This window comes from Rossellomorea marisflavi, from assembly GCF_022170785.1.
In the GTDB taxonomy this organism is placed as follows: domain Bacteria; phylum Bacillota; class Bacilli; order Bacillales; family Bacillaceae_B; genus Rossellomorea; species Rossellomorea marisflavi_B.
The window spans coordinates 1235972-1250433 of the sequence record NZ_CP081870.1; the positions used below are offsets into that span (position 1 = coordinate 1235972).

General features: G+C 47.6%; 12 protein-coding genes. 7 read left to right on the forward strand and 5 right to left on the reverse strand.

Translation table 11 applies throughout. The features are described from left to right. Positions 1-120: 120 nt before the first annotated feature. Together K6T23_RS06665 and K6T23_RS06670 are read left to right on the forward strand one after the other, a co-directional pair. Positions 121-321 carry a cold-shock protein gene (locus tag K6T23_RS06665; protein WP_048005082.1) on the forward strand — a complete coding sequence of 67 codons (201 nt, stop codon included), beginning with the start codon at positions 121-123 and terminating at the stop codon, positions 319-321. A 278-nt stretch (positions 322-599) separates the two neighbouring features. Then, on the forward strand, positions 600-2798 hold the full coding sequence (locus K6T23_RS06670) for a YhgE/Pip domain-containing protein (protein ID WP_238283995.1): 2199 nt from the start codon (positions 600-602) through the stop codon (positions 2796-2798). Between the two features lie 342 nt (positions 2799-3140). Here the strand turns inward: K6T23_RS06670 and K6T23_RS06675 are convergent, their stop codons facing one another. The 4 genes from K6T23_RS06675 to K6T23_RS06690 all read right to left on the reverse strand — a co-directional run bounded on the left by K6T23_RS06675 (position 3141) and on the right by K6T23_RS06690 (position 8851). Continuing rightward, positions 3141-6299 carry a bifunctional cytochrome P450/NADPH--P450 reductase gene (locus tag K6T23_RS06675; protein ID WP_238283996.1) on the reverse strand — a complete coding sequence of 1053 codons (3159 nt, stop codon included), beginning with the start codon at positions 6297-6299 and terminating at the stop codon, positions 3141-3143. 54 nt (positions 6300-6353) lie between these two features. Next, positions 6354-6932: a TetR/AcrR family transcriptional regulator gene (locus K6T23_RS06680; protein WP_148985246.1), complete on the reverse strand. Its 579-nt coding sequence runs from the start codon at positions 6930-6932 to the stop codon at positions 6354-6356. A 232-nt stretch (positions 6933-7164) separates the two neighbouring features. Further along, positions 7165-8142, reverse strand: coding sequence for a sensor histidine kinase (locus K6T23_RS06685; RefSeq protein WP_156450605.1), 978 nt, complete (start codon positions 8140-8142; stop codon positions 7165-7167). 10 nt (positions 8143-8152) lie between these two features. Further along, complete coding sequence (locus K6T23_RS06690) at positions 8153-8851, reverse strand: LytR/AlgR family response regulator transcription factor (RefSeq protein WP_056534426.1); 699 nt, start codon at positions 8849-8851, stop codon at positions 8153-8155. Positions 8852-9012: 161 nt separating this feature from the next. Here K6T23_RS06690 and K6T23_RS06695 point away from each other — a divergent pair, with 161 nt between their 5' ends. Next, entirely contained in the window at positions 9013-9765 is a 753-nt protein-coding gene (locus K6T23_RS06695) for an ABC transporter ATP-binding protein (RefSeq protein WP_238283997.1), read from the forward strand. Beyond that, positions 9755-10912 carry an ABC transporter permease gene (locus tag K6T23_RS06700; RefSeq protein ID WP_238283998.1) on the forward strand — a complete coding sequence of 386 codons (1158 nt, stop codon included), beginning with the start codon at positions 9755-9757 and terminating at the stop codon, positions 10910-10912. The genes K6T23_RS06695 and K6T23_RS06700 overlap by 11 nt, the downstream gene beginning before the upstream one ends. 260 nt (positions 10913-11172) lie before the next feature. On the opposite strand, the gene K6T23_RS06705 is transcribed toward K6T23_RS06700, so the two are convergent. Next, positions 11173-11757 carry a hypothetical protein gene (locus K6T23_RS06705; protein WP_238283999.1) on the reverse strand — a complete coding sequence of 195 codons (585 nt, stop codon included), beginning with the start codon at positions 11755-11757 and terminating at the stop codon, positions 11173-11175. A 163-nt stretch (positions 11758-11920) separates the two neighbouring features. Between K6T23_RS06705 and K6T23_RS06710 the strand changes: the two genes are divergently transcribed. The 3 genes from K6T23_RS06710 to K6T23_RS06720 all read left to right on the forward strand — a co-directional run bounded on the left by K6T23_RS06710 (position 11921) and on the right by K6T23_RS06720 (position 14292). Beyond that, positions 11921-12745: an SDR family oxidoreductase gene (locus K6T23_RS06710; RefSeq protein ID WP_238284000.1), complete on the forward strand. Its 825-nt coding sequence runs from the start codon at positions 11921-11923 to the stop codon at positions 12743-12745. 456 nt (positions 12746-13201) lie between these two features. Next, the gene (locus tag K6T23_RS06715) at positions 13202-13531 is read left to right on the forward strand and encodes a PadR family transcriptional regulator (protein WP_148985250.1); all 330 of its coding nucleotides are present in this window, start codon (positions 13202-13204) and stop codon (positions 13529-13531) included. Continuing rightward, positions 13528-14292, forward strand: a complete 765-nt coding sequence (locus tag K6T23_RS06720) for an HAAS domain-containing protein (protein WP_238284001.1) — start codon at positions 13528-13530, stop codon at positions 14290-14292. Before K6T23_RS06715 ends, K6T23_RS06720 begins: the two co-directional genes overlap by 4 nt. The last annotated feature ends 170 nt before the right edge of the window (positions 14293-14462 follow it).

Here is a 14462-nt window from a genome sequence, read left to right on the forward strand (position 1 = left end):
TATCTGTTATTATTAAGTTAATTATTTTTGTTCGGTATATAGGGAGGGAGCAATCCTTCCACCTGAATTGAGCAATAATAGTAATAATTGTGGAGCACAATCCACGCAGGAGGAAATAACATGCAAGAAGGTACAGTAAAATGGTTTAACGCAGAAAAAGGTTTCGGTTTCATCGAAGTTGACGGTGGAGAAGATGTATTCGTACATTTCTCAGCTATCCAAGGCGACGGCTTCAAAACACTTGACGAAGGTCAAAAAGTGACTTTCGAAGTTGAAGAAGGCCAACGTGGACTTCAAGCTGCTAACGTTGTAAAAGCATAATTTCTGCTTTTATCATGAAAAGATCCCCGGTTTCGGGGGTCTTTTTTTTGTTTTAAATCACCAAGCATCCTCCGCATGATAGGTAATTTTCGACAGCAAATTTCCCCGGAAATATACAGAGATGGTGGGAAATTTGTATGTGACAGTTAGATGAACATACTTCTTTCCTGAACGTTATTGCGATATAATAGCTAAATTGACCAAATGATGCCTGTTCACGACAAAAATGGGTATAGTAAACGGTAATACAAGATACGACAGAAAGGTAGTAAGAAAATATGAAAAAAAGCTGGAATATATTCTCGCGGGACGGAAGAAATCTTGTTACGAACTATGTAGCCCTCATCGTAATCGGTGGGTTGATGATCCTCCCGTCCCTCTATGCATGGTTAAACATCGAAGCATCATGGGATCCGTACGGAAAGACCGACCAACTTCCCGTAGCGGTCGTCAATGAAGATGAGGGAGCGACCATCAGGGATGAATCAATTGATGTCGGCGGAGACCTCGTCAAAGAGTTGAAGAAAAACGATGATATGGACTGGCACTTTGTCAATCGAGAGAAGGCCATGGACAAAGTAGAATATGGTGACTATTTCGCCGTCATCGCCATTCCGAAGGACTTCTCTCAAAAGCTGTCGACTGTTATTGAAGATAAGCCCGAGAAAGCGAAACTTGAGTACTATGTGAATGAAAAAATCAACGCCATCGCCCCAAAGATCACGGAAAAAGGCGCAGGGGCCATTGTTGATAAAATCACTAGTTCATTCATTTCGACTGTGAACGAAACGATTTTTGATATGTTCAATGAGCTTGGACTGGAAATCGAAGGCGATCTTCCTGATATCAAGAATTTCGAAAACTATGTGTTCGAAGCAGAAGAAAGGCTCCCTGAAATCGGGAAGACCTTAAATGACTCACTCTCCGATGCCCAAAAGGCACAGGGAATGATCGACGATGCCCAAAGTATGATCCCGGAAGCAAGTCGGGTGACCAATGAAGGGTTGGAAACCATCGATAATACAACAGCTTTCCTTGATAAGGCCGAAAAACGATTGGATGAAATTGCTCCTCAGGTACAAAAAGACCTTGAGCAGGCTCAAAGCACCTCCAAGAAAATCAATGATTTCCTTCAAAGCGTGCAGACATCCGACATCGACCTGAGTCAAGGGGACACCATTTCGAATGATGTCCAAAAACAAGTGGATTCGACCATTCAAAACATTGAGGCCATCGAGTCAAGCCTCCAGCAAGTAAAAGAGCAGAACCCTCCACCGCAAGAAGGGGAGGAGACTCAAAATGAAGAGGCCCAGCAAAACCAGGAGCAGATTGATCAAGCTCTTGAACAATTGGGTCAAGTGAAGAAACAACTTCAACAGGTCCAATCGGATGGGGCCAAGATCAACGACTTCCTTTCCGGAAAACAGAAGGAAGTGGATGATGTCATCAACGGAATCCAAGAGCGTTCTGCTGAGACAAGTGCCAACATCGATGCGTTCGTGAAAGAATACAACAATAACATCGAACCGGCTGTCCGCTCAGAAGTGGCGAGCGCCAAAAAGACGCTGAGCGATGCCCGTTCCATTTTAGTGGATATCCAATCTACTATTCCTGAAGTCGAAAAAATACTCTCCAGCACTGAAGGGAATCTTTCAGACGGTGAGAAAACCTTGAAAGATGTGTTGGGTGAATACCCGTATGTGAACACTAAAGTAAACGAGCTCGCAGATCGGATCAGGGAAATCCAAGGTGAGACAGACATCAATGAAATCATCAAGCTCCTTAAAAATGATCCGAAATTGGAGAAAAGTTTCTTTGAAGAACCTGTGAAAATGAACAAAAACAGCCTGTATCCTATTCAGAACTATGGTACGGCCATGACGCCATTCTATACGGTCCTTGCTATTTGGGTAGGAGGTCTGCTCCTCATCTCCCTTCTCGCAACTGACGTGATGGAGGGCATTCCTGACCTTAAGGAAAGACATATCTACTTTGGTAAGCTGATGACCTTCATGTCAATCGGGTTCATCCAGACAATCATCGTCACCTTGGGGGATATCTTCCTTCTCGGTGTAGACATCTCGTCACCAGGGTGGTTCGTATTATTCGGCCTATTGATCAGTGCGGTGTTCATCACAATCGTCTACACGTTTGTATCGGTGTTCGGAAACGTCGGTAAAGCACTGGCCATCGTCCTACTTGTCCTGCAGATCGCAGGATCAGGTGGTACGTATCCGACTCCATTGCTACCTGGGTTCTTCCAGATGATCCACCCATTCCTGCCGTTCTCCTATGCGATCGACCTCATGAGGGAAGCGGTAGGCGGAATTGTCTGGGAGCGTGTCACAAAAGATATCTTGTTCCTAGTCCTCTTCTGGGCCATTGCAATCTTCATGGGCACGTTCCTGAAACAACCACTGAGCAAACGAACCAAAGCCTTCATGAAAAAATCGAAGGAATCTGGATTGTTCCATTAATGCAAACAGCCGCAACGAGAAATCGTTGCGGCTGTTTTTTTGTGTCTGGCACCGAATGCAATGCTGGTGCCAGGCACAAAAAGGGGAAAAGGTGCCAGGCACAAAAAGGGGAAAAGGTGCCAGGCACAAAAAGGGGAAAAGGTGCCAGGCACAAAAAGGGGAAAAGGTGCCAGGCACAAAAAGGGGAAAAGGTGCCAGGCACAAAAAGGGGAAAAGGTGCCAGGCACAAAAAGGGGAAAAGGTGCCAGGCACAAAAAGGGGAAAAGGTGCCAGGCACAATACATGTGCAAAAAAAGAGAAGCGGCCAAATGACCAGCTTCTCTTTCAGTCCAAGATGATGCTTCACGCACCGGCCCAGACATCTTTGCCGTAGCGCCCTTCTTTTTCGAGGGTTTGAAGCCAGTCGAGGGCTTCCTGCTGGGTGGTGTTGTAAAGCGTTTGGTAATTCTGTTGCAGGGTGGTTTCGACATCCGGTGCCATCTTGCTGCCATCTCCGCAGATGTAGAGATGGCCATCTTCTTTTAGAAGAGGGAGGATAACATCGGCATTTTCAGCAATTGCGTGTTGCACGTAGCGTTTGTCTTCGCCCGGGCAGCGGGAGAAGGCCGTGTGCAAGGTGACGAGTCCTTCTGTTTCAGCCACTCGCAGTTCGTCTTCGTAAAGGAAGTCGTGCTGTGGATTTCGGCATCCGAAGTAAAGATGGGCCTGACCCAATGTTTGGCCTTGTTCCTTACGATGACGTCTTTCCTGGATGAATCCTCGGAATGGGGCGATGCCCGTTCCTGGCCCTACCATGACAATCGGTGCTTCGCTTCGTTCAGGAAGCTGGAAGTTGGATTGCGGTGTGTGGATGAAGCAGGCGATTTTATCCCCGGTGCTTCGGCCGGCAAGGTAGTTGGAGGCGATTCCGGCATATTCGCCTTTTCCGCTCCAGGATGCTCCGCGGACGACGCTCACGGTGAGACTTGCTTTTCCTTCATGGTGGGAAGGCGAGCTTGAAATTGAATAGTATCTCGGTTTAAGCGCCGGTAGTAATGATAAGAATTGTCCGAACGGTATTTCGCATGCCATGTATGATTCTACAAGATCGAGCATGGTCAAGCGCTTCGTCAACACTTCATTCTTATAGGTGGTATCTTCGAGCAGGGCCTCCAGTTCAACGACGTGTGGAGGACAGACCGTCGTGGCTGCAAGGGCACGGATTTGTGCGCGTGTTGCAGGCTCCTGCATCTCGACGTGATTGGCAAGGAGCTCGGATATTTTCACCGGCATGCCTGAAGGAAGATGGGAAGTTGTACTGCTTCCTCTGTTCAGTTGAACATAATCATCACCGTTCAGGGCGAAGCGTTCAAGTACGCGTTCAATCAGTGCAGGTGGATTTTCAGGCAGCACGGCGATATGATCTCCTTCACGATAGCTGACTCCTGCTGGCAGGGATACTTCGATGTGACGTGTGCTACGTCCGCTCTCTTCATGAAGCAATTCCCGATTGTCACTAACCACTGCCGTGAATGCGTGATGTTCACGGGCGACAGGAGTATGGCTGACGTGACTCACATACTCGAGTGAGACTCCGGTATCTGTATTCTGATCTCCTGGGAGTTCATGGTCGAAAGCGTCTGCGAGGGCAGGCCAGAGGTCCTCTTTCCACACATCATACTGGCCTTCAAAATCATCACTTGCATCGCCGAAGCCTGGGCTTGTCAGCCTGATGCCTCCGCCTTCCGCAAGTTTTTCATCGATGAAGAAGGGAATGCGCTGATACGTGTTGGCCCAGTTTTTGTCCCCGCATCCGAACACGGAATAGTGGACCTGTTCTGTGGTAGGGGAGGTTTCGAGCCAAGATACGAATGCATCCGCATTATCAGGGGCGTTCCCGTTATAGGATGCAGAGGCGATGAGCACGGCACCTTGGTCCGGCAGGCCGTTGCTATATTCATTCAGTGGGGCCGTTTCTACCTCGAAGCCGAGTCGTCTACCTTTCTCGGCGAGCTCCCTGGCAATCCCTTCTGCCGTTCCCATATTGGAACCGTACAGCACAAGAAGGGGGGTTCCGTGTGAGTCGATTACTCCTGTGTCATCTTCCTTCTGCTCTTCTTCAGGTGTGCTTGTTGCCACTGAAAGGGGAACGGATCCCTCTCTTGGTTTTACTTGCATGGTCAGGCCATCAGGTTTCAGGGTCAATGCTTCCTTTATAGACAGTACGTAGTCTTCGTCCTCGATGAAATCGAAGTGTTGGATGACCATGGCCAGTACCAATACGGCTTCATGCATGGCGAATTGTTGTCCGATGCATGCACGTTGTCCATTCCCGAACGGTTTGAATGCATGATGAGGGACATCGGCTGGATTTTCGAATCGTTCCGGTACAAAGGATTCGACGTCGTCTCCCCAGACAGACGCATCGCGGTGAAGCTGTGGTGATAGGATGGTGAACTCATCACCTGCAGACACGGCGTAACCTCCAGGAAGGGAAGTATCTTCTTTGGCGTAAAGGGTGAACGCTGGTGCTGTCGGCCATAGTCGCAGTGATTCATTCAGGATCATTTTCACGTACTTGAGTTGCTTGACCTGTTTGTAATCGGGGATGCCTCCGCCTGTGACGCGATCAACTTCGTCCTGAGCTTTCTTGAGGACTTCCGGGTGCTTCATAAGATAGTACAGAGTGAAAGAAAGCAGGCCGCTCGTCGTTTCGTGGCCGGCAATCAGGAACGTGATGATCTGGAAGCGGATGTTCTCATCACTAAGAGCTTCTCCCGTTTCAGGATCGACTCCTTTCAGCATATGGGATAGAAGATCATCTTCCCCTTGATCGCCGTTTTGTTTCCGCTCGGCAATCAAACTGTCGACGATGGAGAACATGTACTGAATATCTTCTTTGAACTGACGTTTATTCTTGATCATGAGTTTATCCTGGATACCGAGGCGCTGGTTCTGATTCATCGCTTCATCGAGTGCACGGACCATGGAGTCGACGAATGGATGGGAATCTTCTCGGTAGAAGCTATTGAATCGGAAGTTGAAGCCGCATAGTCCGATGGTGTCTAGTGTCAGACGGGTCATGTCTTCAGGGATATCGACGGCTTCCCCCGGATTCAATCGTGCCCATTTTTGGATAAGCTGGGTGGCAATGTCGACCATTTTTGCGTGGTACCCTTTCATTGCCTGTTGGCTGAAGCTCGGGAGGAGGATATTATGGGCTTTCCTCCAGTTCGTCTCGGTTGTTTCACTGGTGAAGAGGCCGTCGCCGCCAAAAGCTCGGACTTTTTGGAGGGCAGGCCCCACTTTTTTATCAAATTGTTTTTCATTGCAGATGGCTTTGACGAATTCAGCCCCGGATACGAATGTGCTTTTATGTCCTGGGAACTGGAACTGATAGATCGGTCCGAGCTCCTGAGAAAGTTTGATAAAGGATTGGACCGGCTTTTCCCGGTCGATGAGCGGCAGGCTGCCGAGCGGTCCATAGGTTCGTGCGAAAGGGTAACTGGTTGATTGGGTCATGTGGTCATGGCACCTCTTTCATTGAATTTGATGCGGAATGAATATTCATTCCGCTTACGGTTTAATAAGTTGAATCGCATTCCAAAGGCTTTCCTCCACATCAAGAAGCAGAGAAGCATCCGGTGTGATATCGCCCGTTTCTACGATTCTTTGAAGCTCTAGAAACGCTCCGTAAATAATAGAGAAGAGCACGGGAGAAGGCAGGGGTTTCAGTTCCTCTTGTGTTTTGCCCCATTCGAAGAACTGTCCGAGCAGATCGGTAAGCTCGCTGAAGCAATCCAAACTGTCCCTGTTCAGGAAGTGCGCATGGCTATGCATCTTGATGAAATAAAGAGCATGGGGGTTACACGTCGTAAACGAAATCATGGAGCTGAAGATATGGTGAAATTGCTCCCGGATGGATGACGAGTACGGGTAATCTGAACGCAGGGATTCCGTGAATCGGGTGACATTATCTTGGAAGAGATGGTTGCCGAGGACTTCCTTATTTTCAAAGTAGCGGTAAATCGTCCCGGCTCCGACTCCTGCTTCTGTGGCGATCATCGGAATGGTGGTGGCATCGAAGCCTCTTTCTGAGAAGATTTTCAGGGCACCATGGATGATGCTCTGTCGCTTGGTGAGTGTGGCAGTCATTGGATGCACCCCGTTTCTGAATTTGAATTTCTCTGGGGAAGACGCCCATTACGTAATAGTGTATACCTTTAGGATGGGGAATCTCAATCAAGCATTGGACCCATAATATATGACGATTTGGTCAAATTTGGGCAGGAAGTTGGGGAGCATTCAGCATTCGCTGTACGGAATCCATTCTTAGAAAGAATTTCTTGAATAAGGAAAAAAGGAGGGAGACGGGTCTCCTTCCTTGTCAGTGAATGGCGGGGAATTTAAGTTTCGTTTCAAAACGTTGACCTCTATGGATGAAATCAAGGAAACCATTGTAGTCTTTTACGATATCCTTGATCACCTTCGTGCCGAGTCCATGATGATCCCCCGATTTTGTCGTGATTCCCTCTTGTTGATAGATTTTATCAAGAATCGGACCGGGGATCGTTCGGCAGTGGTTTTCTACCTTCAGGATATAAAAACCGCTCCGTTTGTGAAATTGAAGGGTGACGGCACCCTGCTCTCCGGTTTCTTCCTGCCACTCCACTGCAGCATCGATGCCGTTCGAGAGAAGGTTTCCGAGTAAGGCGACCAGTTCTTTATCAGTCATGGGCATGGTTGAAAGGGGAAGGTCCGTATCATACACGATGTTCAAACCGGCATTGGACGCATCCCTGTACATCTGATGTAGGATGCCGGCGATGCTGCCCCGTTCTCCTTTAATGGAGAGATTGGTCTTTTCGTAGCCATCCACAAGATCATCAAGGTATTCTTTTGCTTTCTCTGCTTCCTGGTGGTCAAGCATATAGTGAATGGCAGAGATATGCTTCAGGAAGTCATGACGTTCGCTCCGGACGATCCGGAACGTTTCATTCATATGGCTGCGTTCTTTAGCGAAACCGTCTCGCTCATTCAACAGTCCGGACAGAACATGGGAAGTGTACATCCGGATCCATTCGAGGCCGATGAAGCAGATAAGAAGGGGAAGGTTCCAATAACCGGAATCCAAGGCGAAACGGGGGACAATCAGAAGAATTTGAATAAGGTAGAAAGCACCGTTCAGTTGATAGCCAAGCGATGGAGCTGGATGCTTTCTCGCAACCCAGTAAACGACTGCCAGGGTCAGGAGCGCAGCGGGCAGTTCAATTGTCATCCAGGGGGATGCCGACAGTAACCCCTGGATATGGATGAAACCGAGGACCGTGATGATTCCCCAGTGGATAAACGATTTTTTCATCATGGTACACCTCTTAAAAGTAATGCTCTTGCAGGAAATCGACCTTTTCCTTTGTGATCATGGCCTGTTCACCGATTCCTTCGAATGTGATGACGTACGAATTCTTCGCGTATAATGAAAAGTTCTTCACATAATGGATGTTGATGATGAAAGATCGGTGAGACCGGATAAAGTCGCGCTCCCTCAGTTCTCCTTCTAGTTCATTGAGGGTGAGATACGTTTTGATCTGTTCGCTCCTCGTGTAAATGGTGGTGGAACGTCCGGAACGTTCGATGAAGATGATGTCCTTCTTCTGGACAATATGGATGTTGTTCTTTTGTTTCAGGTACAGCCTACCTGTCATCTCGGCGGATTTGGACTTCTCCATGAGCCGCTGCACCGATTGCTGGAGACGCTCCTTAGAGTACGGCTTCATAATGTAATCGTGCACGTTCAGTTCGAAGGCGTGAACGGCATATCCGCTGTTCGCCGTTACAAAAATGACGGCAATGCTCAGGGCATGGGAATGGATGATATCCGCCAGTTCATAGCCTGATAGATGAGGCATTTCAATATCGCAGATCAGTAGATCAACTGTTTCTTTTTTTATTTGTTCATAGGCTTCTTCGGCCGAAGTGGTGGAGAATACGATGTCCGCTCCTTCCACACCTGATACGATGACCTGAAGCTTATCAAGATCGATGACCCGATCGTCAACAAGACCAATTTTCATAGCGATCGCCTTTCATATGGATTTCTTTGTCCATTTTACCATTTTAAAGAGGGGTTTTGGCATTTTTACGACATAAAATGGAACATTCACGACCACTCCGGAGACGATGTGCGATTTCCTTAGTAAGATAAACACAAGAAACCAAACAAGGAGCGGTGAAGATGATTGAAATCAATGAGGTCACAAAGAAATTCCAAGATAAGAAAAAGTCCATCACGGCACTGAAGCATGTGAGCTTTACCATCGGGAAGGGAGATACGGTTGGATTACTCGGAGAGAACGGGGCCGGCAAGACGACCCTTCTGCGTACGATTGCAACCCTTCTCGAACCGACTGATGGCACAGTGACGGTAGGGGGCTACGATACAGTCAAAAGCCCGGATCAAATCAAGCGGAAAATCGGCGTTCTCTTTGGCGGGGAGACCGGCTTGTATGATCGTCTCACGGCGAAAGAAAATCTTGAGTACTTCGCGAGCCTGTACGGGATGAGCAAGCACGATACGAAAGTCAGGGTCGATGAGCTTGCCAGGATGTTCGGCATGAGGGACTATCTCGGACGGAAAGTCGGAGGGTTCTCAAAGGGGATGCGCCAGAAGGTGGCGATTGCACGTACCTTGATCCATGATCCAGATATCATCCTTTTCGACGAACCGACGACGGGCCTTGATATTACGTCTTCCAATGTGTTCCGTCAATTGGTCCATCAGCTTAAACGGGACGGAAAGACGATCATCTTCTCGAGTCACATCATGGAAGAAGTCACGATGCTTTGCGACAAGGTGGCGATGGTCCATAAAGGTGAACTCGTCTATCATGGACAGCTGGAAGATCTCTACGCACAAGAAAACAGTCGCGATCTGAACTTCATCTTTATGAGCAAACTCGTGAGGGGAGATGAGTACCATGCTTCTTAATATTTTTAAAAAGGAAATGAAAGATGCGTTCAGGGATAAGCGGACGCTGATTCTGACGGTTCTTCTACCGATCTTGATGATGACAGCATTGACGTTCTTTTATGAGGGGATGATGTCTGACAGTGAGGGAGACTCCTACACCCTGGCAGTGAATAAGGACCTAACGGAAGAGCAGTTGGCCTTATTTGAGGGTGATAAAAGCATCGATGTAACGAAAGTGGAAAATCCTGAAGACAGCGTTGAAAACGGGGACGCTCTGGCAGCTGTGGTATTCAGTGATGACTTCATGGGAAGTGTTCACAGAGGGGAAGAAGCATCCGTCACGATTGTCGGTGATTCCATGAGTGAGAACTCAAGTCTCTTGATGAGTAAGGTCAGTGCTTATTTGACGAACTTTGAGAAATCAGTTACTGCTGAGAGGTTGAAAAGTGAAGGGTTGGATGAGTCAACGATACAGCCATTCATCATGACCCAGCAGGAACTGTCTGAAGAAGATACCGGGCTTTTCCTTATTGCCCTGATCATCCCCATGATGATGGCCCTTGCCATTGGGATCGGTGCAGGACCAGTATCAGCTGACCTGTTCGCCGGTGAAAAGGAAAAGAAAACAATGGAAGCTCTCCTGATTACGCCCGTGAAGCGTTCTACTCTTCTATGGGCAAAATGGTTGACCATCTCATCACTGGGGCTCATTACAGGGATGATCACATTGCTCGTGGTGACCGTGGAAATTGCATTCTTTACTGAAAACTTGAGAAAAGGCATTTCCTTTGGGGATCAGCTCCCCCTTATCGTAGGTCTTGCGTTGGTGGTGGCTGTCGTGTACGCCATGTTTAATGCATCGATCTTGATGCTGACGAGTATTGCGGGGAAAACGATCAAAGAGGCGCAGAGCTATAGTACTCCAGTGATGATGCTTGCCGTATTCCCTAGTTTGTTCATTTCGGGAGTCAGCGTCAACGAACTTGCCGCCCATCACTTCCTTATCCCGATCCTGAATATGTTCAGTATCTTGAAAGAGCTGATCTACGGTGTTGTCGATCCCGTACACTTATCCATGATGATCGGCACGAATCTGATCGTCGTCGTGGTCATCTTCATCATCGGACGCATCATGTTCCTGAAGGATAAATGGGTGATGAATTAAACAAATGAACACCGTTCCCCAAGAAGGAACGGTGTTCACTTTTGTACAGCCTCTTTTCTTGAATCTAGTAATCTAGCTTATACCCTCTAGTATTCCGTGCATATGATAGGAGTAAGAAAGGGGGAGATTCATTTGATACAAGGCTGCGCAGACTTTGCACTTGCCATGGTTCTGTTGATCCTTTGGTACATTACATCCTGGACACCTTGCTGCGTATTGCGTGATACACTGAAGAACAAACTTTGCTGTGTCATAGGATGCTAGTGAGAGGACCTGGTCGTTCGGCCAGGGCTTCTTTTCTTTTTAGGCGGCTTTTTGAAGAAGGATCGCAGAACAAGGAAAACGCCTATGATGGCCGCGTAGATCAGGAAGAATGCTAGGAATCCCCATAGGCCGATGATGGCATCGGCGAATTCCATGTTCCCCCGCTGGGTGATTGCCTGTTGGATCTCAATGGCGAAAACTAGGACGAACATGAACGTGAGAGTGTACATAAAAGAGAGACCTGCGATTCCAAACGGCATCTTGGCTGCTACCTTGGATACGGCATAGACAAAAAAGAACACGAGCATCCCGATGATGCCCATCACCCAGAAATGCAAATCTTTGTCGGTGAGGTTCAACCCCAGGCCATCTGTGACTTCAATGACTACGTCGTGGAAGTTATTGATCACTTCTACAATGGAAATGATGGCTTCTTTCAATCTCATCCCGCCTTTACTCAATATGCACTGATTATAGCAGGGGGAGCAAGAGATGGCTACAGATGGTAGGAAATGAATGGAAAGGATGAGGAGCTTATGCTCATGAAAATCTGTGTAGATGTGATGATCGACCTGCTTCATCTCGTTTTCGTTTTTCTGGGGTAGAGTACCCGGATGTAATAGAGAAGATGAACAGGTTGTAGCGTATCATTGGATGGGATGGTGGAAACATCCTTATGTTTAGTTCTTCACAAATCGGGAAAACTCCCATTAGATAACCAATCAAACAGGAGGATTCAGTATCATGGGAAGATTAGACAACAAAGTATCCATCATCACAGGAGCCGCAACCGGGATCGGTGAAGCTGCAGCGAACGTATTTGCAGCAGAGGGCGCCAAGGTCATCCTTGCCGACGTTGATGAAAAGCAGGTCAATAAAACGGCAGAAAACATCCGGAAAGAAGGGGGCTATGCAGAGGCGTACCATCTTGATGTCTCCAGTGAAGAAGGCGTCAAAGCGTTTGCCCTTCATCTTGAGAAAACGTATGGCACGATTGACGTGCTCTTCAATAATGCCGGAGTGGATGAGCAGGGCGGGAAGGTCCACGAATATCCTGTGGAACTATTCGATAAGATCATTGCCGTTGATCTACGCGGTACATTCCTTGTCAGCAAATATCTGATCCCCCTCATGCTCGAGAAAGGCGGATCCATCATCAATAACGGATCCATGTCTGGACACGCCGCGGACCTTGATCGCTCAGGATATAATGCCGCCAAGGGAGGCATCATCAACTTTACCAAAGCAATGGCCATCGACTATGCGCGCCACGGAATCCGGGTGAATTCGGTTTCTCCGGGCACAATCGAAACCCCTCTCATCGATATCCTTGTCGGTGGGAAAGAGGATGACATGGGTGAGAAGTTCCGCGAAGCCAATAAATGGATCACCCCGATGGGTCGCCTCGGGCGCCCTACCGAAATGGCGACGGTAGCTCTGTTCCTAGCGTCCGATGATAGCTCATATGTAACGGGAGAAGACATCAAGGCAGACGGAGGCATCATGGCGTACACCTGGCCTGGGAAGATGCTGATCGACCAGGATGAATGGAAAAAGGGTACTGAATAAGATCCATCATCAAAAGAGGCTGGGACAAGAGTGTTTTAGTCATAGTAAAACCCGAACGATCTTGCCTGAGATCGTTCGGGTTTTTGATTTGTTTCATGACCAATACGATTTACTTGTTCCTAGCGATTGATTGGAATGCAAGACGAAGACTCCAGCGGAAAGAGTAGCTGATGTGAGACCCCGCAGGCTTACCGAGGAGGCTCACGGGCTACCCGCGGAAAGCGAAGTCTTGCACGGAAATCATGAGCGGTATAAAGAAGCCATACTGATATTGTTCGTCATGACCTTTATTGTTTTGTCCCAACCTCTTTTTTGTGATTAATTAAAAACTGCATTGCTAAAAATGGAAACATTTGATAAACTAAAACTACTTTGTAATGCAACCTAGTTTGCATTGCATTCTTTTTCCTTAACTATGTTGTAAAACAAAGTAGTTGAGGGAGAAAGGAGGACGATATGTCATCGAGCCAACTATTGAAGGGTGTACTGGAGGGGTGCCTCCTTTCGATCATTTCAAAAGGGGAAACGTATGGTTATGAAATGATCGAGAAACTGGCACAGCATGGGTTCACGATGGTGAAGGAAGGAAGCATTTATCCATTGCTCCTGCGTATGAAAAAGGATGGATTGGTCAATACGATCCAGAAAGAACAGCCTTCGGGTGGGCCGAAGCGGAAGTACTATCGCTTGACGGAGGCGGGGCAGGAAGAGCTGGACCAATTCAAAATGAGATGGAATGAGATGGCAACAAGCGTAAATCGATTGATAGAGGAGGAAGCGGAATGAATGTTTCAAAGGAAAGCAGGGACTTCCTGGACCGCCTGAGTGTTTACTTGTTTGCAAGCGGGAAGAACGAAAAAGAGATCAGGGAGGTCACGGGTGAACTCGAAGACCATCTTCATGAAGCGGAAAAGAAGGGGAAAAGCGTCGAGGATATCACCGGGCTGACGGCAAAACAGTACATGGATCAGATTGCGAAAGAGATGCCGTTTGATAAGATGGGGGTTTTCAAATATGCGCTGGTTTTGATCTTTGGAGCCATCGCTTTCTATGTGATGGGGGACGCCATTAACGGCACAATGGATTACTCATGGATTATCATCATTGGTTTACCTGTCATGGTCCTGCTTTATGGTGTAATGGTAGCGAAGCTATTTAAATACACAGCGGAAAAAGTTTTATCAAAAAAGAAGGAATTCACGCTCCTTATTCTGTTGGCGGGAGTACCACTTGCCGGTATGGGAGGAGTTGTATTTTTAGATCAATTCATAGGAGTTACAGCCGTATCGTTAGGCACCACGGGGAGAGTGATTGGATTTGTACTGTGCGCCTTCATCCTGATCGGGGTATCGATTTGGTCTAAGTCGCTTATCATGATCTTACTTCCGATTCTTGTTTTCGTGCCTCAGTATTATATCGAAAGAACCTCCTGGTCTGAAGAAACACAGCTTATGATGATCGCGATGGTATTCCCGATAGGGTTCATGATTTCCCTGGGCATTTCTATCTTGCAGATGTGGCGAAAGGAACGCAGGCAGGTTGCATAATCTGTCGGGAGGAATCCCTTTCATTCCCCCGGTTTATATGGTAAGATGACTGTACTTATAGGAATGGAGGTTTTCCAAATGATCTTGATCAGACTACGAATCCGCGAATGGAACGCATAATTGAATACGTTCAATGCTCTGCCTGTGTGCAGGGTAAATGGGATTGGTCT